We start from the raw sequence: 23,685 nt of genomic DNA on the forward strand, positions 1-23,685 counted from the left end.
TCATGTTTCACTCAGATGAGTGACCCTGGTCACCGTGCGATACCTCCCTGCCGTCGCAGCCCTGCTGCTGCTTCCCCTGGTGCCCACCGCCGCCAACGCGGCTCCGTCGGGCACGTACTACATCACCAGTGTCAGCACCGGCCTCAACGTCGCCCAGAGCGGCACCGGACTCGCCCTGCGCCGCCCCAAGGGCAACGAGGACCACCAGCAATGGCGGCTGAGCGACGGGAGGTTCGAGAACACCGACTCGCCGGGCCAGTGCATCACCCGCCAGCTCACCATGGGTTCGTGCTCACAAGGGGATACGGTTCACGAGCCGAAGCAGTTCGGTGATCAATGGGAGTTCTTCAGTCTCAGCGGCCAGTCCCGCTGGTACCTGACCCCGGTCCAGAACCAGACCGACCCCATGCCGGCTGACCCGCGGCTCGACCAGATGACGTTCCTGACCGCCCACAACGCCTACGCGAACGGCGTGGACGGCGGGTTTGCGCCGCCGTTCGTCAACCTCGCCAAGAACCAGACGCGCGGCATCGTGCAGCAGCTGGGCGACGGCGTCCGCGGCTTCATGCTGGACATCCACCAGACGCCCGACGGCGCGATCCTGTGCCACAACAGCTGCACGCTGGTGAGCAAGCCTGTGGCGCTCAACGTCGACATTCAGCGAATTGTGGATTTTCTCCGAAACAATCGGAGCGAGATCATCACGGTCTTCCTGGAGGACTACGTCTCGGCGGACGTGCTGCGCGCAGAGCTCCGCAAAGTGCAGGGGCTGAACGACGTCCTGTACCGGGCGGAAGGCGTGCGGCAGAACGGCTGGCCGAAGCGCAGCGAACTGCAGGCGGCGAACAAGCGGTTGCTGATCTTCACCGACCACGGCAAGGACGGGCGCGAGGACTCCGGCGTGCTCTACCAGAAGGACTGGACGGTCGAGAACTACTGGTCGATGGGTTCGGGTCTCGGCAGCTCCGACTGGTCCTGCTACAGCCGATGGGATGAAAAACCGCTCACCGCGACGGGCAGCTTCCAGCCGTTGTTCGTCATGAACCACTTCCGCGACGTCCCGTTCACCGGCACCGCCACGACCGACAACGGCAAGCTCGGCAACCGGGCGCAGCAGTTCTGCCAGCCCGCGGCCAGGAAGAAGCCGAACTTCCTGGCAGTCGATCTCTACCACCTCGGGAACGCGGCTCAGGCAGTCAGCGAACTGAACTCATACGTATACAGGGCTTAGCCCAAATCGTGGGAGTTGTACGCTCCGCGCATGGCCTCGATCCTGTTCACGCGCGGAGCGCCCTCTCTCGACATCATCGACCAGGAAGGCCTGCGCGACGCAGCGCAGAAAGCCTTCACGGACGACCCGGGCGGCACCTTCGCGTACGGCACGAGCGTCGGCTACGTGCCGCTGCGCAGCTGGCTCGCCGAGCAGCACGGTGTCGAGCCGGAGCAGGTGCTCGTCACCAACGGCTCGATGCAGGCCGACGCGTTCCTGTTCGAACTGCTCGTCCAGGCGGGCGACGACGTGGTGGTCGAGGCGCCGACCTACGACCGCACGCTGCTGAACCTGCGTCAGCGCGGCGCCAACATCCACGCCATCGAGCTGGAGACCGACGGCATCAACGTCGACGCGCTCGAGAAGCTGCTGGAGAGCGGTGTGCGTCCGAAGCTCGCGCACATCATCCCGAACTTCCACAACCCGGCCGGCTACACGCTGTCCGAGGCGAAGCGCGCGCGACTGCTGGAGCTGTCGGCCGAGTACGACTTCGTGCTGTTCGAGGACGACCCGTACGTCAAGGTGCGGTTCGAGGGCGAGCCGCTGCCGACGATGCTGTCGCAGGACAAGAACGAGAAGGTCGTCTACGCGTCGTCGTTCTCGAAGACCATGGCGCCCGGCATCCGCTGCGGTTACCTGGTGGGTCCGAAGGCCGTCATCAAGAAGGTCCAGGACATCGCGACCACCACGTACATCTCGCCGAACATGGTGGCGCAGTCGATCGTGAACTCGTACTGCCGCTCCGGCCGTCTCGACGAGTCGGTCGTGAACGTCCGCACCGCCCTGCGCGCCCGCCGCGACGCCCTCGTGGCCGCGCTCGAGCGCGAGCTCCCGGAGGCCGTCTTCACCGCGCCGCAGGGTGGCTACTTCATGTGGGTCGAGCTGCCGGGCGTGTCGATCGAGAAGCTGGTCCCGGTCGCCAAGGAACACGGCGTCGAGTTCGTGAAGGGCTCCGACTTCCTGCTGGAGGGCGGCGACAACGAGATGCGCCTCGCGTTCTCGGGCGTCACGCCGGATCAGATCGACGAGGGCATCACCCGCCTCGCCGCGGCGGTCCGCTCGCTTTCCTGATCTGCGTTTCCAGGTGCTCCGGCAGCTCGTGTCGCTGCCGGAGCGCCGCGCGCAACCGGGGCAGGGCCGCCCGAAAGGCCCTCGGGTCCTTCAGCGACGCCGCCAGCGCCGAGCGCACCGGTCGTCGCATCCACGAGGCCAGCACCGCGTTGCGCCGCTCGACGAGATCGCCGCCGGGCGCTCGTTCCGCGGCCGGATGATGGTGCGCCACCACGTCCTCGACGTAGCAGAGCGCCCATCCAGCCGCCGCGAGATCCCACGACAGCAACGACTCCTCGCCGCGGAAGAACAGCACCGGGCTGAAGCCGCCCACTTCCAGGTACGCCTGCCGCCGCACGATCGCCGAGCAGGCGATGAACCCGAGCACCGCCGGCCCCGCGACGCCGTTGCCCAACGGGCTGTCGCGCAGCAATGGCGTGATGGGATCCGGTTTCTCCGAGGGCCCCACGAGTGTGCGCGCGGCGATCACCGCGAGGTCCGGGTGCTCGTCGAAGATCGGCTCGGCCCGCTCCAGCGCGTCGGGCGCCCACCACGAGTCGTCGTCCGCGAAGGCCACGAACGGTGTCCGCGCCGCCCGCACGCCGAGGTTGCGCCCTGCCGCGCCGAGGTTCACCGCCGACTCCAGCGTCAGGACCTGCGGAAACCGTTGCCGCACAAGAGCAACGCTGTCGTCGTCGGAGGCGTTGTCGACGACGATGACCGGCACCGCGAGCTCGCTGAGGTGGGCGAGCGTCCGCAGCAGGCTGGCCGAGCGGTTCCGCGTGGCGATGACGACGGTGGTGCGAGCCATGCCAGTCAGCTACCCCGCAGCGCGCCCTCCACACTTGTCAGCAGATGCCACAAAGTCTGCCCGTTGCTGACAGTAAATTTGCGCACCCGCACCTGGGATCTCGACGCGGGGCCGCTCGGATCGTCACACTGCTCAGGTCACCGCTGGCCCGTACCGATCCACTCCGCACGAGTGGGGCGCCGAACGGGAACAAATCGTGCACAAAGCCGCCCACGGAGCGTTGAACCCGTCATGACGACCTTGGACCTGCCCGGCCTGCTCACCGACCCGGCCACCCTGGAGAACCTGAGCCACGACGAAGCCGAGTGGGCTCCGGCGGGCACACCGGCCGCCGCGTTCCGCCCGCAGTCCACTGAGGACGTTCAGGACGCCGTCAAAGCCTGCGCTGCCAATGGCGTCCCGATCGTGCCACGCGGCGCGGGCACCGGCCTCTCCGGCGGCGCCAACGCCACCGACGGTTGTCTGGTCCTCGACCTGAGCCGGATGAACCGGATCATCGAGATCGACGCCGAGAACCTCCTCGCCGTCGTGCAGCCGGGTGTGGTGAACGACGACCTCAAGAAAGCCGTTGCGGCACAAGGGCTCTGGTACCCACCGGACCCGGCCAGCTCGCCGTGGTCGACGATCGGCGGCAACGTCGCCACCAACGCGGGCGGCCTGTGCTGCCTCAAGTACGGCGTCACCCGCGACTACGTGCTCGGCCTGGAGGTCGTGATGGGCGGCCCGGTCTCCTACGGCACCGCGGTGAAACTCGGCAGGCGCACCAACAAGGGCGTCGCGGGCTACGACCTCACCAGCCTGCTCGTCGGCTCCGAGGGCACGCTCGGCGTCGTCACCGAGATCACCCTGCGCCTGCGCCCGGCCCCACGCCCGCCGGCCACCGTCGTGGGCGCCTTCGCCAGCCTGGTCGACGCAGGTCAGGCCGTCGCCCTGAGCACGCGCCGGGGCCTGCAACCAGCGGCTCTGGAGCTGATCGACCGAGCGTGCCTGCAAGCCGTCGAGGACTGGAAGCACCTCGGCATCGAGCCTGACACCGAGGCGATGCTGCTGGCCCGCGCCGAGACACCGGAAGACGCCGACGGCCTGGTAGCGGCCTTCACCGACGCGGGCGCCGCGTGGACCGAACGCTCCACCGACTCGGCCGAGGCAGAGGCCCTCTTCGCAGCACGCCGCCTCACCTACCCGGCCCTCGAACGCCTCGGCCCGCTGCTCACCGAAGACGTCTGCGTGCCACGGTCGGCGATCCCCGTGATGCTCGCCCGCATCGAGGAGATCGGCACCCGCCACGGCGTCCAGATCGCCACCATCGCGCACGCCGGCGACGGCAACCTGCACCCGTTGCTGATCACCCCGCCCGGCGACGACAACGCCCGCATCGCCGCCCAGGCAGCGTTCGAGGACATCATCACCGAGGCGCTCGCCCTGGGCGGCACCGTCACCGGCGAGCACGGCGTGGGCCTGCTCAAGCGCGACGGCATGATCCGCGAACTCGGCCCGGACGTCTGCTCTCTCCAGCAGTCCGTCAAGCACACGCTCGACCCGCTGAACCTCTTCAACCCCGGCAAGGCGTGAAGTGATCGAGCGTCTCCTCGACGCTGACACTTGGTGAACGCCTGAGCTCGGAGTCTGACGCACCACATCTCTTGGACCTGAGCGCGCCCGCGAGTTACTGTGTACACAAATGATTAGTACACCAAGTATCCCCGAGAACCCGCTCGAACTGGAGCGCCAGGTGTGCTTCGCCCTCGCCGTGGCATCCCGCACGGTGATCGCGGTGTACCGGCCGATCCTCGAGCCGCTGAACCTCACCCACCCCCAGTACCTGGTCATGCTGGCCCTCTGGGAGCGGTCGCCGCGCACGGTCAAGGACCTCAGCAACGTCCTGCAGCTCGATCCCGGCACGCTCAGCCCGCTCCTCAAACGGCTGGAAGCGATCGGCTACGTCCAACGGCAGCGGGACAAGGCCGACGAGCGCGCGTTGGCGCTGACCCTGACGGAACAGGGCCAGGAACTGAGAAAAGAAGCGCTGAAGATCCCCTTCAAGGTCGTCGAGCAGCTCGACATGACGTTCGAGGAGCTCGCCCAGCTGAACGAGGTGCTGCACAAAGTGATCGCCAAGGCCACGCGATGAACCCCGCGCTGAAGCTCTGGTACTACGCGGGCGGCCGGCTCCCGCGGAAACACCGCCAGTTCGTCTTCGACGACGTGACCGGTCCGAAGTGGCTGGTGCGCTTCACGATCCGCAGTCTCGTGCAGGTCACGCCGCTGGTCACGATCATCACCTGCGCGCTCGTGTTCGGGCTCGGCTCGCCGTGGCCGCTGGCAATCGCGTGCGGTGCGCTCGGTTTCGTTGTAGGACTGTACTTCGCGTTGTCCTACGCGCCCGAAAGCGTGGATTACCGGCTCACCAAGTACGGGTACCCACGGGGGTCGGCGACTGATGGGCGCCGGGAGCGAAACGCCGCGCAGGACCGCGAACGACAAGCGCAGTACGACGCGGTCTGGCGGCGATCCGAAGGGTAGAAACGATGGCCTTGTTGAGCAATGAGCTGGAGTTCACGAGGCCGCAGATCCTCACACTCAGCGCTGGGCTGCTGCAGCTCGGGTTCGGGTGGTTCGACGTGTTCGGGTTGGACCCGAACTATCACGTGATCCAGCTCGGGGTCGGCGCGCTGGGCGTGGCCTGCGCGTGGCGGCACGACGTCGCTCGCATGTACGGCGTGCTCCTGCTGATTTCGTTCGGGATGCTGGCGTTCTCGCTCAACGACGTGACCACCGAGAGTTTTCTCGAGGTTCGCACGGCTCTGATCGGACTCGTCATCACGCTGGCCAGGCCGGGGAAGGCAAGTCCGAAGTAGGCAGAGCGCCGACGGAGTGCAGCGCGGTCAGGGCCGCGTGACCGGAGGCCAGCCAGGCGACTTCGGTGCCCGGCACCGGCTCCAGGTCGGTCAGGCCGCCGCGCAGCCGAACCGAGTCGCCGTCCGCCTCCACCCGCACCTGGTACGGGCTGACGGGCGCGATCGACGCCCATTCGATTCCCCGCACGGTCGGCGCGTTCGGCACGTTGAGGCTGAGCACGCTTCCCGCCGGCATCTCCACCAACGTCGGCAGCACAGCCGCGGCCACCTCAGTTGCCGTGTCCCACAACGGTTTGGGGCCGTCCCATTCGACGTCCAGAGAGACCGCCAAAGCACTGACACCACGGACGCCGGCGGTCAGAGCGGCGCCAATGGTGCCCGAGTGCAGGATGCCGGTGCTCGTGTTCGCGCCCAGGTTCACGCCGGACAGCACCAGGTCGGGCTTGAAGCCGAAGCCGCCGAGACACGCGATGAACGAGATCAGCGACGGGTGCGCGGGCACGGCGATCGCCTCGAAGCCCTCGACCGAACGACGGTCCAGCGGGATGGGTGCACGGCCGGCAGTGGACGCGAAGCTGGTACCCGTACCGCTCGCCTCGGTGGACGGCGCGGCGACCAGCACCTCCCAGTCCACCGATGCAGCAGCACGGGCCAGCGCGTACAGCCCTGGCGAATCGATGCCGTCGTCGTTCGTGACCAGTACCCGCACGCGCCCGCCCTTCGTTGATGAAGGTTTCCTTCATCACTCAATCAGCAGACGCCGTCGTCACGCCAGACGCGGATCAGGCACCGGAGCCGCCGGTCGGGTCCTCCCCGTCCTGAGGTGCGGGCGCGCCGCCCGGCTGCATCTTCTCGTCGGCGCGCCACTCACCCGGTTGCGTCATGTCGCGGTATTCGTCGACTTCCTGAGGCGTGGGGTCGACACCCACCTCTTCGGCGAACTCTTCAGCTTCTTCTGGATCCGTCATGAACGAGGGATACCCGGAATCACTCAGCAGACGCCGTCGTCACGCCAGACGCCCCACTGGCCGGTCGTACCGGGCTCCTCTCCCCGGGTCCACCACTTCGCGGTCCACTTGTGGCCGTTGTGCGACACCAGTTCCCCGCCGTTGTAGACCTTCGCGCGGTCCCACGCGGGCTGCGCGCAGGGGCCGGGCGGCGGGCCGCCGGTGTCCCACGGGACCTGGGCCGAGCGGTAGAAGTTGATGCCCATCGTGGTCCAGCGCGGGGCCTGGGCGCCGAGCCGCGCCTTGAACTGGTCCCAGTTGTGCGTCGACCACGGCGACCAGGCCAGTTCGGCGATCGCGGACAGCCGCGGGAACGCCATGAACTCGAGGTCGCGCGAGGTCACCAGGGTCTCGGTCCACAGTGGAGCTTCGACGCCGCGCACCGCCGCTTCGGTCACGCCGCTCAGGTGCGTGCCGGGGTTCCACTCGTAGGCGGTCTGCACCTCGATCAGGCCGGCCCACGACAGACCGAGAGGCGTGCTGGAGTTGTACTTCATGTCCAGGTACGCCTTGTTCGCGGGCGACATGATGACCTTGTTGCCGCGCTGGACCGCCGCCTGCACCACCGCGTTGGACGTCGTGGTGCCCCAGTACTGCGGGATGGCGTTGACATCGGTCGTGGTCTTCACGAACTCGTGCCAGCCGAGCACGGTCTTGCCGTACTTCTTCACGATCGGCAAAGCGCGGTTCATGAACGCCTGGTAGTCGGCGTCGGAGGTCGCGTGCGCCTCGTCGCCGCCGATGTGGAAGTACGGGCCGGGCGTCAGAGCCGCGATCTCGCGCACCACGTCGTCGATGAACTGGTAGGTGATGTCCTTGTTGACGCACAACGAGGAGTAGCCGACCTCGATGTCCGTGCGCAGCGGCGGGGCCTGGCCGTTGCAGTTGAGCTCCGCGTACGAGGCCTGCGCGGCGTTGGTGTGGCCGGGCATGTCGATCTCCGGGATGACCGTGATCCTGCGCGCGGCCGCGTACTGCACGATCTCGCTGTACTGCGCCTTGGTGAAGTAGCCGCCGGCGCCGCCGCCGACCTGCGTGCTGCCGCCGTACGTGGCCAGGCGCGGCCAGCTGTCGACCACGATCCGCCAGCCCTGGTCGTCGCTCAGGTGCAGGTGGAAGTAGTTGATTTTGTACAGCGCGAGCTGGTCGACGTACCGCTTGACCGACGCGACCGGGTGGAAGTGCCGTGCCACGTCGAGCATCGCGCCGCGGTAGGAGAAGCGCGGGTAGTCGACGATCAGCGTGCCCGGCACGGTCCACGGACCGGGTTGTGTGGTCGCGCTCTCGGCATTGGCGGGCAACAGCTGCCGCAGCGTCTGCACACCCGCGAACAAGCCCTCCGACGTGTTGGCGCGCACGACCACGGCGTTGGCCGCGACGTCGAGCTGGTAACCCTGCTGTCCCGCCGGACTGGGCGCTCCGGAAAGCAGCAGTGAGATACCGTCGGCGGGCGCGCCGGCCGCGTCCGACACCGGCAGCGCGTAACCGGTGGAGGGCCGCAGGACACCCGCCAGGAAGTCGCCGACGTCCCTCGCGGCAGGGGCGGTGTAGATCTTCGTGGCTGCCGTCAGCGTGTACGTGACACCGGCTCTGGCCTGCACCGACACCGGTACGGGTACCAGACTCTGCAGTGGCTCCGCGGCTTGTGACTGCGCGCTCACGGACAGCGCTGCGGTGACAGCGATGACCGCGACGAGAACGCGAGTTCTCACGACTCCTCCTCACGAGTCGGGGGGCGGCGACCCTGAGCTCAGCCTGGGCGTGAATCCCTTTTGTCGTCAATGGTCTGAGCCAATTTCAGGACAACTCCGATGTCTCTTGGAGTCAGCGACTGGGCAGGAACGCGGCTTTCCGCGAGGCGCGCCGCAACGTCCGCAACAGCACGGGACCCGTCACCACCACCAGCACGGCGGTGGTGACGGCCCGTCCGAGGTCCCAGCCGAGCGAGGTCGCGAGCGTGAAAGCCACCAGCCGCACCAGGTTCGCGCCCGCAGACGCGTTCGGGTCGAAGCTCACCGACGTGCCCTCGCCGACCGCGAACGGCCAGAACGACAGGTTCAGCAGAAAGCCGTAGACCACCGAGCTGGCCACGCCGTACCCGGCCAGCAACGCGATCTCGGCTTTCCCGCGCCATTGGGGGAGCAGTCCGGCGCCCAACGCCACCCAAGCCGCCCCGAGCATCTGGTACGGCAGCCACGGTCCGACACCGCCGGTCAGCAACGCCGACGCGAACAACGTCGTGTTGCCCAGCACGAACCCGAACCCCGGCCCGAACACCCTCCCGCCCAGCACCATCAGGAAGAAGATCGTCTCGATGCCGGCGGTGCCCGCGCCCAACGGCCGGATCGCCGCCCCGAGCGCGGACAACACCCCGAGCATCGCGATCGCCTTGGAGTCCATGCCCTTGTCGCTCAGCTCCGCCAGCACAACGGCGAGCACGAGCGGCAACAGCAGCGCGAACGTCCACGGCGCGTCGCCGCCGTGCGCGATGTCGCTGGACGGTGCGACGAACAGCGGCCAGGTGAACGCCGCCAGCCCGATCACCCCGGACACCGCCAGCGCTGCCGCCGACCTGCGCCGAATCGCGATCACAGCGCTGCCTCGACATCGGCGACCGTCAGCCACGGCCCCAGAATCTTGCTGACCTGCGGCGCGAAGACCGGCGACGACGTGACGACCTCGCGTGCGGGCCCGTCCGCGACCACGTCCCCTTCGGCCATCACGACCACCCGCGTCGCGTACTCGGCGACGAACTCGACGTCGTGCGTGGCCAGCACGATCGCGCTGCCGAGGTTCTTGAGGACCTTGGCGAGCGCTTCCTTCGCGGGGTAGTCGAGGCCGCGGGTGGGTTCGTCGAGCAACAGCACGTCCGGCGTCCCGGTCAGCATCACCGCGAGCACGAGCGCCAGCCGTTGCCCCTCCGACAGATCCCGCGGATGTGCGTCCTGCGGCACAGAAGCCAAGCCTTCCAACAGCTTCCGGCAGGTTCCTGCCGGCTGACCAGTCTCGGCATCGGCCTGGCCGCACTCCTCGGCGACAGTCTCCAGGTACAGCAGATCGGACGGCTGCTGCGGCACCAGCGCGACAGTTTTCCGGCGCTCGGCGGGTTTCAGCGACTTGGGATCGGTGTTTCCGGCGGAAACCGTGCCGGACGTGCGCTTGCCACTCCCCTGCACCGCCCAGAGCAGCGACGACTTGCCGGACCCGTTGCGCCCCATCAGCGCAACCCGTTCGCCCGCACCAACGCTGAACGAAACCCCGCGCACAGCCTGCACATCGCCGTACTTCACGACAACATCCCGTGCTGCCAGCACAGGCACGGCAACCGCGGGATTGCGGGTCGCGGGTTCGGGCAGTCGCTCGCGCAAGGAAGCCGCGTGCCGGCGCGCATCGCGGACGGACACCGGCACGGGTGACCACCCGGCGACCTGCGCGAGCCTGACCACGGGCGGTGCGACGGGTGCAGCTGCCAGCACCTCACCGACATCACCGATCTCCCCTGCCGGCAGCAACAGCGCACGATCGGCGTACTGAGCGACGCGTTCGAGTCGGTGCTCGGCGATCACCACGGTCATGCCGAGGTCGTGCACAAGTCGTTGCACGGCAGCCAGAACGTCCTCGGCGGCACCAGGGTCCAGTGCGGAGGTCGGTTCATCGAGCACCAGGACACGTGGATGCGCTGTCAGGGCCGCGCCGATCGCGACGCGCTGCTGCTGCCCGCCGCTCAAAGTCGCAAGTGGACGATCACGGAGTTGCGCAAGCCCGAGCAGGTCAAGGGTCTCCTCAACGCGCTTGCGCATGACGTCGCCGGGCAGCCCCAGGGATTCCATCGAGTAGGCGAGCTCGTCCTCGACGTTGTCCGCGACGAAGCCCGCCACCGGATCCTGCCCGACGAACCCGACGACATCGGCCAGCTCGCGCGGCGGGAACCGGGAGGTGTCACGGCCGTCCACCAGCACGCGTCCGGCCAGCGTGCCACCGCTGAAGTGCGGGACCAGCCCGTTGATTGCACGCAGGAACGTCGACTTGCCCGAGCCGGTCCGCCCGACGACCAGGCACAGCTCGCCCTCGGGGATCTCCACCGAGATGTTCGCGAGCACCGGCTGCTCGGCATAGGTGATCGTGACGTCCTCAAACCTGATCATGCTTCCCTCACAACCACCACCGGCAGCACCGCCGCCCGCCTGCTCATCGCTCCCTCACCAGCAGCACCGGAGCCAACGCCGCGAACACCGCCAACGCCGGCAGCACCGGCAGTTCCGGCGCCTGCAGCGGCACGGTCGACGGCGACAGGGCCGGATCCCCCGAGAACACCAGCACCACCGCCCCGATCACCCCGCTCGACGCCACCCCGACCGCCCTGGCCGACCACCGGTCCGGCCGATAACGCGTCCGAGGCACCCGCCGCGCCCCCACCCGCAGCCCCGCGATCGCCAGCACACCACCGATCGCCAGCAACAGCCAGCCGGAGTAGGCGTCGGACAGCAGCCCGTACAGCCCGATGCAGAACCCGAAGAGTCCGGCCAGCACCAACGTTCCGGTGAGCACCCGGTCCCGCCGCGAAATGCCGGCCGTACGCCCATAGCCACGAGAGTCCATGGAAGCGGCCAGCACCAGCGAGCGTTCCAGGGCGTCCTCCAGCACCGGCACCAGCATCGTGCGAATCGCCCGGGCTCCACGCGCCGTGTCACCCCGGAGCTGCCGGGCCTTGCGGACCGACCGCACGGACGAAACCAGTTGTGGCGCAACGGTCAGCGCCACCACAACAGCGACGCTCACCTCGTACAGGGCAGCGGGGAGTGAACGGAGCAGCCGCTTGGGGTTCGCCAGGGCGTTGGCGGCACCGACACAGCTGAGGATCGTGGCCAGCAGCAAACCCTGGTACAGCGCGAAGACCAGCCCCTCGGCCGTCACCGGTCCGCCGATGCGGATGCCCTGGGCCCAGTCCGGGAGCGGAAGCTGCGGCAGGCTGAAGAGGGTGGTCGGGCCGGCGACGCCGCCGAGGAACACGTGCAGGAGCACCCGCATGCCGATCACCAGCAGGCCGAACTTGAGGAACACGCCGTAGGTCCCTGCCCACGGCGTGTTCGCCCGGCAGGTCACGACCACGAGGCCCGCGACGGCCAGGATCAGGCCCAGCAGCAACGGGTTCGTGGTGCGGCTGGCGGCGGTGGCCAGGCCGAGTGCCCAGAGCCACCACGCACCGGGATGAAGCCTCACGCCGCCGTCACCGCACCCCGCCCGCAACACCAGCCATCAGCGCCGGCAGAAGCACACTCGTCATTCGTTTTCCGCACCACCGCGACGCCGCCTCGCCACCAGCAGCCCCGCCACGACGAGCGCCGCGATCAGCAACACTCCGATCGCGGTCCACCACCAGCCGGGGCTCGCCTTCTCCTCGGGCGGCGCCGACTCCGCCTTGATCTCGACCGCCTCCGAACCGCTCGTCGTGGTGGTCACCGCCGTCGAGGACGGCTCCGAAGACGTTGTCACCGAAGAAGAACTCGGCACCGGAGGCGTGGTCGTGGTCGGCTGCGGCTGGCCAGCGGGTGGGTTCACGGGCGCCGGAACCTGCGGCGGTTGCGGAGCCGGTTGCTGAGGGGCCGGAGCCGCGGGCGGCGCCATCCCGGGCTGCTCGCCCGCCCCGAACGCCCAACCCTCGGCAGTTCCCCGGGCAGGCACGTGCGAAGCCGCGCCGGAGTTGCTGTACGACCAAGCCCCACCAGCCGGCGCGTGCCAGTACGACCAGTACGCCGAGGCGGGCGAGGTGGTGACGCACTTGTCGGTGTCGGTGCCGGGCTTCTCGTTGATGCGGCAGACGAATCCGGGCTGCCGCGACGCGAACGTGTAGCCGAACCCGGCCGCGCTCAAAGCCGCCACGCCGGAAGCCGGGCTGCCCGGCGCACAGCCCTGCCGCACGCCTCCCCCGAGACCGCGGAAGTCGACGACCACCGTCACGCCGTCGCATCCCGCGGCTTGCGCCGGCACCGGCAAGAACCCGATCACCAGTGCCAGCGCGAAGAAGAGCCTTTTCACGGAGTGGCACCCGGCGCGACACCCGTGCCGTACGACCAGCCCTCGACCGTGCCGGGCGCCGGGTCGTAGCTGCCGGCGCCCACGCTGCTGTAGGTCCAGGCGCCGCCGGGCGTGGCGTGCCAGTACGACCAGTAGGCGCTGGTCGTGGGCATCTTGCACGGGTTCGGCAGCGACTTGATCGTGCACACCAACCCGGGGCGGCGCGGCACGAACGAGTACGTGAAGCCGGCATCCGTCAGCGCCGCCAGGCCAGAGGCCGGGTCGCCCGCGGCGCAGCCGGTCTCGACGCCGCCGCCCAGCGCGGTGAAGTCGACGACGACCTGCACGCCCTCGCACGAGGAAGCCGAGGCCGGGGACGTGACGGCGAAAGAACTTGCCAGCAGAGCGAGGGCAGCGAGCACGCGGCGCATCACGCACCAACCTTCCGACGACGGGAGACGAAGAGAAGTGCGGCGCCGAGCACGACCGCGAACGAGCCGAACAGGGTCAGCGGCACGGCCTGGTCCGGGCCGGTGGCCGCGAGCGGTGGGTCGACCGGCGCCGGACCGGCGGGCGCGGGAACCGAAGGCTCGGCAGAGGGCGGAGTGGACGGCGGCGTGGTCGCGCACTCGATCGCGGGCACACCAGCCGAGGCCGAAGCAGCGGACACGTCAACGAGGCCCACCCGTGCGAGCCCGAGCATCGCCTGCGCGGTGGCACGAACAGCCTTGGCCGCCTCGAAACCCGTGCTGTCGTAAGCAATCGCGCCACGCTGAGCCTCCGGTCCGGCACAGCCGACCTGCAGCGTCCTCAAGTACGCCACGGCCCTGTCCGCCGCCCCGGCCTGACCGCCGGCCACCAGCGCGCCGACCGCGAGTCCGGTGGTGTTGGCGTTGGACGGCCCGACCGCCGCCGGGAATCCGCCGTCAGCCTGCTGCTGCTTCACGAGCCACGCGAGGGCCGCCGGGTTCCTCAGCGCCTGCAACACCATCGTCGTGGCGTCCACATCGGACTTGCAGGTCGCCTCGCCGAACACGATCGGGAAACCGCCGTCCGGGCACTGCGTGGACACCAGGTACGTCGTCGCCTTGTCGAGCGGCAGTGCGGCGCGACGAAGCACGATGATCGCCAGCGACTGGGTGAACGCGTTGCTCTCGTCCCACTCGGGATCACCCTTGTCGCGGAACCGGCCATCAGCGTCCTGCAACTCGGTGAGCCGCTCGATCAGGTCGACACCGCCGAACTTCCGCGCGTCGAGACCCTGGACCTGCGCGGCCAGCGCGATCTTGGCGACGGGACCCGTGAACGACTCCTCGCCCTTGCCGATGAAGTCCGGGAGGTTCGCCGACAGCCAGGCCATCGCCTTGGCCGACGCCGACTGGCCCACTCCCGCCGCCGCGAGACCGTAGACGCCGTCGGCGGTCAGTCCGGGGTCGCCGGGGCCGCCCGGGAAGTTGATCAGGTGGTCGCCCGGGACGAACTGGCTGACCAGCCACGTTCCCGCGGCCGGCGCGACCTCCGCGGCCTGCGCCTGAGGTGTCGCCACGAGCGCGGTCGCGACGAGCGCGACCAACGCGGATCTCCGCATCACAAAACGCCTCCCTGCCCCGCATGTCCTCGACGGGTTGGTGGAGCTACCGCACGCCACGGGCAGTCGGACTTTCACCGTTGCGGGTCAGTGCCGGAGTTGCACCGGCTTCCCCCGCGGCGTGCGGATGCTGTTGTCAACCAAGGATCGTGCGGGAGGGATCTTGTTGAGTCAAATGGCTGTGAGCTGGACCATCACCCGGCACAATCGCGCGCATGGGGGATTTCGAGGAACTGGTCCTGGCCACCGCACGGCAGATCGAGCCGCTCATCCCGGTGGCTCCGGCGGCGGATCTCGGCCGGTACGAACCACGTCACCACTGGAACGGCCCCGAGTTCGGCACGCCGGCGCAACGAGCCCTCGACGACTTCGACCGGTCGGCCGCGGAACTTCTCCTCGGCGCACTCGAACGCGGTGTCTCGAAGCTGACGGTCCAAGCGCCCGACGACATCGTCGCCGACCTGGTGCCGCTCCCCGCCGGCACCACGTTCTCCTACGCGTCGTTCGGTGGCCAAAGCCCGCTCGAGAAACCGATGGGCCTGATCGCGATCGTGAATCCCGGCGCGATCGAGCTGATCACCGAGCAGGTGCGGGCCACTGCCGCGCTGGTCGACCTCGGCGACGTGACGGGCGACGAGAACGCGGTCATCGCGAAGCACGGCGCGGCACATCTCGCCGTGGCCGTGGCGACCGCGGCCGCCGTCCTGAACAAGATCCGCACGTCGCCGGATCCGGTGGCGGTCATCGGCATCGCGATCGGCGTGACCGCACTCGTGATCCCGAAGCTCCCGAAGCCACCGGCGTACGAGCAGGCGTTGCGGCAGCGGATGCGCGACGAGTACCAGGGCCAGTCCTGGAACCCGAGCGTCCCGGTGGCCCACCACCAGTTCCAGCTCATCGAAGATCCGGGTGACTCACCGGGCTTCTCGGCAACGGGCCTGGTCGCCGCGTTGGAAACGGGCTTCGCGGTGCGCACCGGCATCGAGCAGGGCCGCGTCCCGGTGGAGGCGCAGGTCGTGCTGACCCCGCCTGGCGAGCCGGAGACGACGTACTGGGACGAGGTCGCCGAGGTCAGCTTCACCGCGGTCAACGGCGGTGCGCAGCTCGGTTGCGCCGGAATGCCGCCCTGGCCCGATGACTACCGCGTCCGGGTGTCCGCCTGCGGCCGAGACGGTGATGACGACGAAGCCTACGAGCTGCTGATCTGGCCGGCACCGCTCACAGAACCGGTGGTGCACAAGAAGACCGACCGGCTGGGCCACCGACTGCGCGGCGAACCCGAGCCGATCCGGCCGCCTGCGCCTGAGGCCGGGCTGCGCTGGCTGGCCAACGCTCTGGGCGAGGCGGCAACCGTCACGATCGCCATCGGCCTCGAGGTCGACGACGTGGTGGACGACTTCGACGAGGACTCGATCGCCATCGGAATCGACGGCGGTGTCGTCGTGATCGAGGACAACAACTACGTCGGCGCCGACGAGAACGTGCTGGCGCAGATGTCCCGCAACGGAAAAGCGGCCAGCTTCTACTGGAACGTCAACGCCGTCACGATGCTGTCCTTCGCCCGCAAGGGCGAGCTGGTCTCGTCGGAAGAACCTTGGGAAGACGCCGAATTCGGCGACGACCCGGAGGTCGTCGCCGCTCTCGACGGACTGGATTTCGTGGACGTCCGGCACACCTACGCGAAGGGGATCACCGCGGTCACCCGATTCACCGGCGGTGTGCTGCCGAAGGACGACATCACCGCCGCGATCGAGGCGCTCTACGAGTAGGTCGGCAGCGTGAGGCTGTTGACCACATCGGCGAACTCCTCGACGGGCGCCCCGCCGTTCGCCTGGTTCTTCAGCGCCATGTCCTGGTTCGCCGTCACGTACGGGCGCAGGATCTCCTCGTAGCGCTGGAAGGCGATCTCCGGGTTGTCGCGGAGTTCCCCGGCAAGGACGTACGCACCCACGAGCGCCATGCTGGTGCCCTGCCCGGACAACGGCGAACCGCAGTAGCCGGCGTCGCCGAGCAGCACCACGTTGCCCTTCGACCAGGTCTCCATCCGGATCTGGGCCATCGCGTCGAAGTGGAAGTCCGGCGCTTCCCACATGTGCTTCAGCGCGGTCTGCCACGCCCACTTGGCGTCGGCGAACTTCTCGGCGATCAGCTGCTTCTGCGCCTCGACGTCGCGGTGGTCGAAGTCGACCTGGCCGTTGAAGCCCATGTAGACGCGGCATTCCGCGTTGGCGCGGGCGCTCATGATGCCGCCGCCGACGATCTCGCCCTGCTGGAACGTCTGCCAGTGGTCCAGCTCCAGCCAGTTCGGCGCGGTGAACACGGCGAGGTTCATGCCGAGGTGGCTGATGAAGTCCTGCTCCGGCCCGAAGACCAGCTTGCGGACGTTGGAGTGCAGGCCGTCCGCGCCGACGATGACGTCGAAGTCGCGCGGCGCGGCCTTCTCGAAGGTGACGCGGGTGCCGTCGATCGAGGTGATGGTGTCGTCGAACAGGTACTCGACGCCCTCGACCGCGTCGAAGATCATCCGGGCCAGGTCGTCGCGCAGCAGCTCGACGTCGGGGCTGGAGAGGTCGCCGCCGCTCAGCGTGTGCTCGGTCGAGCGGTAGACCTCGTTGCCGTCCTCGTCGACGACGTTCATGCCGCGCATGTTGGTGTTGCACGACCGCAGCTGCTCGCCGAGGCCCATCCGCTCCATGACCTGCAACGCCGGGCCGCGCACGTCGATGGCCTGGCCGCCGGGCCGCATGCCCCGGTAGCGCTCGACGACGGTGACGTCGAAGCCGTAGCGGCGCAGCCAGTAGGCGAGTGCGGGTCCGCCGATGCTGGCGCCGGAGATCAGGACGTTCTTCATGGTGTTCCCCCTGTGAGTCGGTGTTGCTCACAAGGTGCCGACCACCGCTGACCGTCCACTGACCATCGGCCGTCAGCCGCTGTCAGGGCTTGACAGCGACCCCGGCGAACGGCACTTCGTTGACCTCCTCGTCGGCCGCGAAGTCGCCCTCGCCGTCCGGCCGCCACGACGGGCACGTGACCAGACCCGGCTCCACCAGGTCGAACCCGCCGAAGAACGCCAGCACCTGGTCGTGCGTGCGCGGGAAGGCCTGGTTCTGGGAGCTCTTGACGTTGTAGGTCTGCACGGCCTCGTCCATGCCGTCCGGCTTGGCCTCGGCCGACGCGTGCGACAGCGCGAGGAAGCTGCCGGGCACGAGCCGGTCCCGGTACTCGCCGACGATCGCGGCCGGCTCCCACTCGTCCGGGACGAAGTGCAGCAACAGCAACATGAACAGCCCGACCGGCTGGTCGAAGTCGATGAGCTTGCGGGTCGAGTCGGCGTCGAAGATCGCGTCGAGGTCGCGCAGGTCGGCCTGGATGACGGCCGTGTTCGGGTTGCCCGCCAGGATCAGCTCGCTGTGCGCGACGGCGACCGGGTCCTTGTCCACGTAGACGACGCGGGCGTCCGGGGCTTCGGCCTGCACGATCTCGTGCAGGTTGCCGACCGTCGGGATGCCGGAACCGATGTCGAGGAACTGGGTGACGCCGTGCTCGACCATGTGCAGCGCGGCCCTGCGCAGGAACGACCTGTTCAGCCGTGCCGCGTCGCGGACGCCGGGCATGATCTGCAGGATCCTCTCCGCCAACGCGCGGTCCGGGGCGAAGTTGTGACCACCACCGAGCCAGTAGTCGTACACCCGTGCCGGTGACGGCACCGTCGTGTCCACACCTGGTGGAACCCAACCGAGGTCACTGCTCACGGACTGACTGTACGTGTGTGCACCAGTTCGGCCGACTGCATCAGCATCCGATCGTGTGTATCTGCTCGCCTCCACCAGCGCGATGGCCCTAGGTTGTTCGGGGTCGCACGAGAGGGTGATGGTGATGCCGAGCGTCACGACGGTGCCGGGCCGATGGCCCGTCATCGGGCACACCGTCACCCTGCTCAGGTCGCCGGTCGAGTTCCTGGCGTCGTTACCCGCGAAGGGTGACGTGGTCAGGGTTTTCCTCGGTCCCCTACCGGTGTACCTGGTCACGACACCCGCGCTCGCGATGGAGCTGCTCACGTCGGACAAGTTCGACAAGGGCATCGTGTTCGACAAGATGCGCCCGTTGTTCGGCAACGGGCTCGCCACGTCCAACGGTGCGTTCAACCAGCGGCAGCGCCGGATGATGTTGCCCGCGTTCAGCCGCGGCCGCGTCTCCACCTACGCGGAGAGCGTGATCACCACGCTGGCGACCGAGCTGCGCGACTCGTGGCGCGAGGGTCAGCGGCTCGAGTTCGACATGGTGATGCAGGACTTCGTGATGACCGTCGCCGGTCGCACGCTGTTCTCCGCCGAGCTCGGCCAGGAGGTGCTGGCCGAGATCAAGCACTCGATCCCGATCATGCTCAAGCACGTGCTGGTGCGCGCGTTCTCGCCGTCGTTCGTGGAAAAGCTGCCGCTCAAGGCGAACCGCGAGTTCGACGAGGCCGCGGCCCGGTTGCGCAGGATCATCCCCGAGGTCGTGGTCGGAGCCCGAAGGGAGGGCACCGACCACGGTGACCTGCTCTCGGCACTGCTCGCCGCGCGGGACGCGGACACCGGCGAGGCGATGACCGACGAACAGATCCACGACGAGGTCGTCACGATCCTCACCACCGGCGCGGAGACGACGGCCGTGGCGCTGGCGTGGTTCTTCCACGAGGTCGGCACGCGGCCGGACGTTCGAGCGCGGTTCCACGCCGAGGTCGACGCCGTGCTCGGTGACCGGCCGGCGACGTTCGAGGACGTGGCGAAACTGGAGTACACCGGCCGGATCATCAACGAGGTGCTGCGCCGCACCCCGCCGATCATCCTGATGCGCCGGGCCCGCGAGGACGTCGAGATCGGTGGCGTGCTCGTCGAGAAGGGCTCGGAGATCGCGGTCTCCCAGCACACTCTGCACCGCGACCCGCGCTGGTTCCCCGATCCCGACGGCTTCGACCCGGACCGCTGGGAGCCCTCGAAAGCGGCCGAGCTGCCGAAGGGTGCGTTCATCCCGTTCGGCGCGGGTTCCCGGTTCTGCCCAGGACATTTCCTCGCCCACACGGAGATCGCGATCGCCGCCGCGACGATCGGCACCCGGTGGGATCTCGTCCCCGTCGCGGGACAACGCGTCTACGCCCAGGTGAAGGCGACCATGCAGCCCAACCAGCTGCCGATGGTGGCCACTAGGAGAAAAGCGTGAAACTGCTCCCCGTTCTTGCCGCGGTGCTGGCAATGACGTCCCTGACGCCTGCCGCGCACGCCTCCGCTGCTGAATGCTCACTCACCACGCTGCCGGTGTCCGGCCCGTCCGGCACCGCGACGATCTCCGGTCAGCTGTGCAAGCCGGTGGGCAAGAACCCCGGCGCGATCCAGCTGCTGGTGCACGGCGGCACGTACAACCGCTCGTACTGGGACCTGCCGGGTGTGCCGGAGTCCTATTCGTACCAACGGGACATGGCTCGTGAGGGCCGTGCGACGTTCGCGGTCGACCGCCTCGGAACAGGTGCCTCGACGCATCCGCCGAGCCTGCCCTTGCTGATCTCCTTGGAGGCGCAGAACCTCCACGAGGTCGTGCAGCACCTGCGCGCCGGAAACGTCGGCGGAACGGCGTACCGCAAAGTCGTGATCGTCGGGCACTCCGTCGGATCGGGCATCGTGGCGATGGAGGCCGCGACCTATCACGACGTCGACGGCGTGGTGCTCTCCGGCATGACGCACATGCCCGCCGTTCCGGTGCTCGCTCTTGGTGCGGCACTTGGGCTTCAGCCGGTGTTCCTGGACAACCTGCTCGCGCACCTCGGCAGCGACCCGCTGTACTTCACGACGCGGCCTGGTGCCCGGGCCGGGTTGTTCTACGCGATGGACGACGCCGAGCAGCTCGTGGTCAACGCCGACGAGGCGACGAAGGACCAGCTTTCCGTACCGGGCATGGGAACCGTGGCGGTGTTCGGGATCGTGCTGCCCACGACGTACGGCATCGACGTGCCGGTGTTCAACGCCGTCGGCACGAACGACGTGTTGTTCTGCGGTGTGCTGGCGTTGCGCGACTGCTCGAACGCTCAAAACCTGCGCGCCCAGGAAGCCCCGTACTACCGGCCCGAGGCCCAGCTGGAGACCTACGTGCTGCCCGGTGCAGGGCATTCCCTCGCCCTGCACCGGAACGCGGCCGCCTACCGCGATGCGACCCGCGCGTGGCTCAGCTCGAAGTTCGGGATGTGAGCCGGAGCCCCGACGTACCGAGGCCTGACGGACCCCGGTGGAACTTCACCGGGGTCCTCAGCTCCGCCTCGCCGTAACGCGAGGTTTCCTTGTGCCAGTTGACGATGCCGACGATCCAGTCCTTCAGTTCGTCGCTGTAGCGGACGAGCGCGGCCCGGGTGGCGTCGTCGAGGGACAGGTCCTCGAAGAGCTTCGGCATGTCGGCGTCGACGGACTTGACGAACTGCGCGAGCCGGGCGTCCATCAGCGCGTAGGTGATCTCGAAGGCACGGGACTGGGACACCCCGAGGAAGTTCTCGATCACCCGCACCATGTTGTGCACTTCGCCCTCGTACTGGATTTCCTTGAGGTACGAGGTGACGTCGTTGAGCATGCAGGCGTAATCCATGGCCGACCGCTCCATGGTCTGAATGACCCTCGTTCCCCAGATCTCCTGAGGAACGACCCCGGAATGCGAAAAACGGGAGAGCGACATCGTCAGCTCCGAGCCGAACGTCGTGCGGCGCATCTCCAGGTAGTCGACCGGGTCCGGAATGCGGTTCTGCTGGATGTTGACCACTTCCCACACCCAGGCGTCCAGCATGACGTCGACGGTCTCCCGGAACACCTTCCGGAACTCCGGTGACATCGGCTCCGCGGTCTTCAGCCACAGGTCGGCGAGGCCGCGTTCGGTGGCGTTGACCGGGACGACGACCGGTTTCAGGTCCAGCGGCATGCACTGCTTGAGCCGCGCCGTCTGCGCCTTGAGGCCGGCGAGGTCGCGCAGACGTCCGAAAACCCACGGGTAGACGTCGTCCGCGTAGGTGCCCCACGACAGCCAGCAAGCCGAGGTGAACAGCTCGAACGGCGTCGCGTCCGGGTCGAGCCCCGACGAGCAGAGCGCCAGGTCGAAGCCGCGGTGCTTGGCCTCGTCCCAGATGCCCTCGCTGTGCAGGCCCATCTCCCGGCCCCACGTGATGATCTCCTCGCGGGCCTGGTCGAGGTGCGGGGACAGGGTCAGCGGGAACGGGAAGCGGAACGGCACCTCGTACGGTTCGACGGTCTTCGGCGTGCCGGTGAACTGCTTGAGCCGCTGCGGCATGGTCTTGGCGTACGAGCCGAGGATGGACGACTTCTTCGGCTGTTGCTTCATGTAGCGAGACGACCGCAGGTGCCACTCGTGGCCGCCGGCCTGCCAGTCCTGCAGGCCCTTGGTGTAGCCCAGCACGGCCGCCCGCCCGATGGGGTCGATGCCGTGCTCGTCCAGCAGGATCGGGATCTCGGTGAGCGCCGTGTGCTCGAACTGGTGCAGCCGGGACGTCAGCAGGTCGTTGACAGCCTCCGCGGCCTCCTGCGTGGGCAGGTCGAGGAACTTCTCGAACACCAGCACGCCGTTGGACAGCTCGCCCTCGTCGAGCACTTCGCGTTCGTAGGAGAACAGGTCGTTGCGGAGGTGCACGGCGTCGCTGAACGTGTCCCTGAGGACCCCGATCGGCCTGCTGAGGGCGATCCGGGCGGGCACCTCCAGCCCGACGGCGTGCTCGACCAGGTTCGCGGACCACGGTGCGCCACCGACCTTGCGGCGCATCTCGATGTACTCGATGGGGTTGCTGAGCCGCTTGGCGCTGATGTTGTGCAGCTCCCACATCGACTCGTCGAGCAGGTGCTTGGTGTTGCCGGCGAACCTGGTCCGCCAGTCCTGGGAGTGGCTGGGGACCGTGCGCCGCCACAGGTCCGCGAGCCCCTTCTCGACCGGGTTCGCGGGCTTCTCGGTGATCACGCCGTTGACCGGCATGAACAGCGGGAGCCGGTCGAGGTACGCCTGGGCGCCCTTGATGTCCGGGTTGCGCTTGTAGAGCTCGACGAAGTGGTCGTCGAAGTAGAAGACCCACACGTACCAGTCGGTGATGAGGTCCAGGGTGTCGCCGTCGCAGTCGGGGTGCGTGTACGCGCACAGCAACGCGTAGTCGTGCGACTCGAGGTCGTCGTCGGTCCAGATGACGGTTCCGTGCTGGGGCACGTCGATCATGTCCATCTCGTGCGCCCAGGCCCGTGTGTGGACGCGGGCGCGCTCGAGGCCTGGGTTCAGCCGGGCCGGGTGGGGCGTGTAGAACTCCGGCAGCTGGAACGGCTGCATGGGCGTGGGACCTCCGCGCGTTGGACGTGTCGCGGTGCACGCAACCAGCCCGGCGATCATGTGCGCCAGATGGTGAAACCCTGATCTACACGTTCGTAGGGCGACCTCGCCCGTTCAGCCCATTCCGTCTTGATCGGCACGCACTCAGCGCACGAGAGATTGTGCGCTCAACTTCACCGCAAAGGGGAACTGGAGCTCGATGATCTCTTCACCGTCAGAACGGGCCTGCTCGACGTACACCCCGTTTTCGAGGTGCAGACAACGCAGCCACGGACTGTCGTAGTCGATCATCCAGTAGTTCTCGCAGCCGACTTCCTGGAACTTCGCCCGTTTCAACTCGAGGTCCACGTGTCGCGTGCGCGGCGAGAGGACCTCGACCGCCAGCACGGGCGGTCCCATCAACGCCTGCTTCGTGAACTGCTCGCGCCGGCCCACCACCAGATCGGGGATGAAGACCGTGTCGTCGGCGAGCACCACGTCGACCGGAGCGGGAAGCACTTCCAGCTCCGGCGGGCAGACAGCCGTCAGCGCCACCAGCAGCCGGGCGACGACCCGCTGGTGCACGGGGCGGGGTGAGGGGCTCATGACCAACACCCCGTCGACGAGTTCGAAACGGTGCCCATCATCAGGCATCGCCTCCAGGTCCGCCCACGTCAGTGGTCTGCCGTGGGGAAACGTCGGGACACCACCCATGGTGCGTTCCACCCCCGCGTCGAGGCCACTGTCCGCCGGACGGATCCCGGCGATGC

At 68.4% G+C, this 23,685-nt stretch carries 23 protein-coding genes and 1 riboswitch; of the genes, 9 read left to right on the plus strand and 14 right to left on the minus strand.

The window, feature by feature from the left end:
• Window positions 1-34 precede the first annotated feature (34 nt).
• Together UK23_RS05640 and UK23_RS05645 are read left to right on the plus strand one after the other, a co-directional pair.
• Window positions 35-1,231 (plus strand): PI-PLC domain-containing protein, encoded by a 1,197-nt coding sequence (locus UK23_RS05640; RefSeq protein WP_045310313.1) that lies wholly within the window; start codon window positions 35-37, stop codon window positions 1,229-1,231.
• 30 nt (window positions 1,232-1,261) lie between these two features.
• On the plus strand, window positions 1,262-2,341 hold the full coding sequence (locus tag UK23_RS05645; protein WP_196777621.1) for a PLP-dependent aminotransferase family protein: 1,080 nt from the start codon (window positions 1,262-1,264) through the stop codon (window positions 2,339-2,341).
• Here UK23_RS05645 and UK23_RS05650 read toward each other — a convergent pair.
• Complete coding sequence (locus tag UK23_RS05650) at window positions 2,304-3,131, minus strand: glycosyltransferase family 2 protein (RefSeq protein ID WP_045310292.1); 828 nt, start codon at window positions 3,129-3,131, stop codon at window positions 2,304-2,306. The genes UK23_RS05645 and UK23_RS05650 overlap by 38 nt on opposite strands.
• A 231-nt stretch (window positions 3,132-3,362) precedes the next feature.
• Here UK23_RS05650 and UK23_RS05655 point away from each other — a divergent pair, with 231 nt between their 5' ends.
• The 4 genes from UK23_RS05655 (at window position 3,363) to UK23_RS05670 (ending at window position 5,989) form a co-directional block, all read left to right on the plus strand.
• Window positions 3,363-4,703 carry an FAD-binding oxidoreductase gene (locus UK23_RS05655; RefSeq protein ID WP_045310293.1) on the plus strand — a complete coding sequence of 447 codons (1,341 nt, stop codon included), beginning with the start codon at window positions 3,363-3,365 and terminating at the stop codon, window positions 4,701-4,703.
• Window positions 4,704-4,812: 109 nt separating this feature from the next.
• Window positions 4,813-5,262 carry a MarR family winged helix-turn-helix transcriptional regulator gene (locus UK23_RS05660; protein WP_196777622.1) on the plus strand — a complete coding sequence of 150 codons (450 nt, stop codon included), beginning with the start codon at window positions 4,813-4,815 and terminating at the stop codon, window positions 5,260-5,262.
• Window positions 5,259-5,654: a DUF5313 family protein gene (locus tag UK23_RS05665; RefSeq protein ID WP_045310294.1), complete on the plus strand. Its 396-nt coding sequence runs from the start codon at window positions 5,259-5,261 to the stop codon at window positions 5,652-5,654. The genes UK23_RS05660 and UK23_RS05665 overlap by 4 nt, the downstream gene beginning before the upstream one ends.
• Window positions 5,655-5,668: 14 nt before the next feature.
• Window positions 5,669-5,989, plus strand: a complete 321-nt coding sequence (locus UK23_RS05670) for a hypothetical protein (protein ID WP_156212820.1) — start codon at window positions 5,669-5,671, stop codon at window positions 5,987-5,989.
• On the opposite strand, the gene surE is transcribed toward UK23_RS05670, so the two are convergent.
• The 9 genes from surE to UK23_RS05715 all read right to left on the minus strand — a co-directional run bounded on the left by surE (window position 5,952) and on the right by UK23_RS05715 (window position 14,599).
• The gene (surE, locus tag UK23_RS05675) at window positions 5,952-6,698 is read right to left on the minus strand and encodes a 5'/3'-nucleotidase SurE (RefSeq protein ID WP_045310296.1); all 747 of its coding nucleotides are present in this window, start codon (window positions 6,696-6,698) and stop codon (window positions 5,952-5,954) included. The two genes, UK23_RS05670 and surE, sit on opposite strands and share 38 nt — an antisense overlap.
• Window positions 6,699-6,771: 73 nt before the next feature.
• A complete protein-coding gene (locus UK23_RS05680; protein ID WP_045310297.1) occupies window positions 6,772-6,957 on the minus strand; it encodes a hypothetical protein in 186 nt (61 codons plus the stop codon).
• A 23-nt stretch (window positions 6,958-6,980) separates the two neighbouring features.
• The gene (locus UK23_RS05685; protein ID WP_082114430.1) at window positions 6,981-8,708 is read right to left on the minus strand and encodes a family 20 glycosylhydrolase; all 1,728 of its coding nucleotides are present in this window, start codon (window positions 8,706-8,708) and stop codon (window positions 6,981-6,983) included.
• 112 nt (window positions 8,709-8,820) lie between these two features.
• Window positions 8,821-9,588: an ECF transporter S component gene (locus UK23_RS05690; protein ID WP_082114431.1), complete on the minus strand. Its 768-nt coding sequence runs from the start codon at window positions 9,586-9,588 to the stop codon at window positions 8,821-8,823.
• Window positions 9,585-11,141, minus strand: a complete 1,557-nt coding sequence (locus UK23_RS05695; RefSeq protein WP_045310299.1) for an ABC transporter ATP-binding protein — start codon at window positions 11,139-11,141, stop codon at window positions 9,585-9,587. The genes UK23_RS05690 and UK23_RS05695 overlap by 4 nt, the downstream gene beginning before the upstream one ends.
• Before the next feature lie 43 nt (window positions 11,142-11,184).
• On the minus strand, window positions 11,185-12,216 hold the full coding sequence (locus tag UK23_RS05700) for an energy-coupling factor transporter transmembrane component T (protein WP_052684386.1): 1,032 nt from the start codon (window positions 12,214-12,216) through the stop codon (window positions 11,185-11,187).
• Between the two features lie 60 nt (window positions 12,217-12,276).
• The gene (locus UK23_RS05705; RefSeq protein ID WP_052684379.1) at window positions 12,277-13,032 is read right to left on the minus strand and encodes a hypothetical protein; all 756 of its coding nucleotides are present in this window, start codon (window positions 13,030-13,032) and stop codon (window positions 12,277-12,279) included.
• Window positions 13,029-13,442 (minus strand): hypothetical protein, encoded by a 414-nt coding sequence (locus UK23_RS05710; RefSeq protein WP_045310317.1) that lies wholly within the window; start codon window positions 13,440-13,442, stop codon window positions 13,029-13,031. Before UK23_RS05710 ends, UK23_RS05705 begins: the two co-directional genes overlap by 4 nt.
• Complete coding sequence (locus UK23_RS05715; protein WP_052684380.1) at window positions 13,442-14,599, minus strand: LPXTG cell wall anchor domain-containing protein; 1,158 nt, start codon at window positions 14,597-14,599, stop codon at window positions 13,442-13,444. Before UK23_RS05715 ends, UK23_RS05710 begins: the two co-directional genes overlap by 1 nt.
• A gap of 39 nt (window positions 14,600-14,638) precedes the next feature.
• Window positions 14,639-14,747: riboswitch (cobalamin riboswitch) on the minus strand.
• Between the two features lie 67 nt (window positions 14,748-14,814).
• Here UK23_RS05715 and UK23_RS05720 point away from each other — a divergent pair.
• Window positions 14,815-16,368 carry a DUF6461 domain-containing protein gene (locus tag UK23_RS05720; RefSeq protein ID WP_045310301.1) on the plus strand — a complete coding sequence of 518 codons (1,554 nt, stop codon included), beginning with the start codon at window positions 14,815-14,817 and terminating at the stop codon, window positions 16,366-16,368.
• On the opposite strand, the gene UK23_RS05725 is transcribed toward UK23_RS05720, so the two are convergent.
• Together UK23_RS05725 and UK23_RS05730 are read right to left on the minus strand one after the other, a co-directional pair.
• Window positions 16,359-17,450, minus strand: a complete 1,092-nt coding sequence (locus tag UK23_RS05725) for an FAD-dependent monooxygenase (RefSeq protein ID WP_045310302.1) — start codon at window positions 17,448-17,450, stop codon at window positions 16,359-16,361. The genes UK23_RS05720 and UK23_RS05725 overlap by 10 nt on opposite strands.
• 82 nt (window positions 17,451-17,532) lie before the next feature.
• Window positions 17,533-18,351 (minus strand): SAM-dependent methyltransferase, encoded by an 819-nt coding sequence (locus UK23_RS05730; protein ID WP_045310303.1) that lies wholly within the window; start codon window positions 18,349-18,351, stop codon window positions 17,533-17,535.
• 124 nt (window positions 18,352-18,475) lie between these two features.
• Between UK23_RS05730 and UK23_RS05735 the strand changes: the two genes are divergently transcribed.
• Window positions 18,476-19,801, plus strand: coding sequence for a cytochrome P450 (locus tag UK23_RS05735; RefSeq protein ID WP_045310319.1), 1,326 nt, complete (start codon window positions 18,476-18,478; stop codon window positions 19,799-19,801).
• A gap of 32 nt (window positions 19,802-19,833) precedes the next feature.
• The gene (locus UK23_RS05740; protein ID WP_045310320.1) at window positions 19,834-20,820 is read left to right on the plus strand and encodes an alpha/beta hydrolase; all 987 of its coding nucleotides are present in this window, start codon (window positions 19,834-19,836) and stop codon (window positions 20,818-20,820) included.
• Here the strand turns inward: UK23_RS05740 and UK23_RS05745 are convergent.
• Together UK23_RS05745 and UK23_RS05750 are read right to left on the minus strand one after the other, a co-directional pair.
• Window positions 20,798-22,936 (minus strand): terpene synthase family protein, encoded by a 2,139-nt coding sequence (locus tag UK23_RS05745; protein ID WP_045310304.1) that lies wholly within the window; start codon window positions 22,934-22,936, stop codon window positions 20,798-20,800. The two genes, UK23_RS05740 and UK23_RS05745, sit on opposite strands and share 23 nt — an antisense overlap.
• 144 nt (window positions 22,937-23,080) lie before the next feature.
• Complete coding sequence (locus UK23_RS05750) at window positions 23,081-23,629, minus strand: Uma2 family endonuclease (RefSeq protein ID WP_045310305.1); 549 nt, start codon at window positions 23,627-23,629, stop codon at window positions 23,081-23,083.
• Window positions 23,630-23,685 lie beyond the last annotated feature (56 nt).

It is taken from the genome of Lentzea aerocolonigenes, from assembly GCF_000955955.1.
Classification (GTDB): Bacteria; Actinomycetota; Actinomycetes; order Mycobacteriales; family Pseudonocardiaceae; genus Lentzea; species Lentzea aerocolonigenes_A.

Excerpts from the sequence above, each read along its gene's own strand:
- UK23_RS05710 (WP_045310317.1), bottom strand. The coding sequence starts at position 13,442 with ATGCGCCGCGTGCTCGCTGCCCTCGCTCTGCTGGCAAGTTCTTTCGCC.
- UK23_RS05715 (WP_052684380.1), bottom strand. The coding sequence starts at position 14,599 with ATGCGGAGATCCGCGTTGGTCGCGCTCGTCGCGACCGCGCTCGTGGCG.
- UK23_RS05650 (WP_045310292.1), bottom strand. The coding sequence starts at position 3,131 with ATGGCTCGCACCACCGTCGTCATCGCCACGCGGAACCGCTCGGCCAGC.
- UK23_RS05655 (WP_045310293.1), top strand. The coding sequence starts at position 3,363 with ATGACGACCTTGGACCTGCCCGGCCTGCTCACCGACCCGGCCACCCTG.
- UK23_RS05695 (WP_045310299.1), bottom strand. The coding sequence starts at position 11,141 with ATGATCAGGTTTGAGGACGTCACGATCACCTATGCCGAGCAGCCGGTG.
- UK23_RS05745 (WP_045310304.1), bottom strand. The coding sequence starts at position 22,936 with ATGCAGCCGTTCCAGCTGCCGGAGTTCTACACGCCCCACCCGGCCCGG.
- UK23_RS05665 (WP_045310294.1), top strand. The coding sequence starts at position 5,259 with ATGAACCCCGCGCTGAAGCTCTGGTACTACGCGGGCGGCCGGCTCCCG.
- UK23_RS05750 (WP_045310305.1), bottom strand. The coding sequence starts at position 23,629 with ATGGGTGGTGTCCCGACGTTTCCCCACGGCAGACCACTGACGTGGGCG.
- UK23_RS05660 (WP_196777622.1), top strand. The coding sequence starts at position 4,813 with ATGATTAGTACACCAAGTATCCCCGAGAACCCGCTCGAACTGGAGCGC.
- UK23_RS05720 (WP_045310301.1), top strand. The coding sequence starts at position 14,815 with ATGGGGGATTTCGAGGAACTGGTCCTGGCCACCGCACGGCAGATCGAG.
- UK23_RS05645 (WP_196777621.1), top strand. The coding sequence starts at position 1,262 with ATGGCCTCGATCCTGTTCACGCGCGGAGCGCCCTCTCTCGACATCATC.
- UK23_RS05735 (WP_045310319.1), top strand. The coding sequence starts at position 18,476 with ATGCCGAGCGTCACGACGGTGCCGGGCCGATGGCCCGTCATCGGGCAC.
- UK23_RS05725 (WP_045310302.1), bottom strand. The coding sequence starts at position 17,450 with ATGAAGAACGTCCTGATCTCCGGCGCCAGCATCGGCGGACCCGCACTC.
- UK23_RS05680 (WP_045310297.1), bottom strand. The coding sequence starts at position 6,957 with ATGACGGATCCAGAAGAAGCTGAAGAGTTCGCCGAAGAGGTGGGTGTC.
- UK23_RS05740 (WP_045310320.1), top strand. The coding sequence starts at position 19,834 with ATGACGTCCCTGACGCCTGCCGCGCACGCCTCCGCTGCTGAATGCTCA.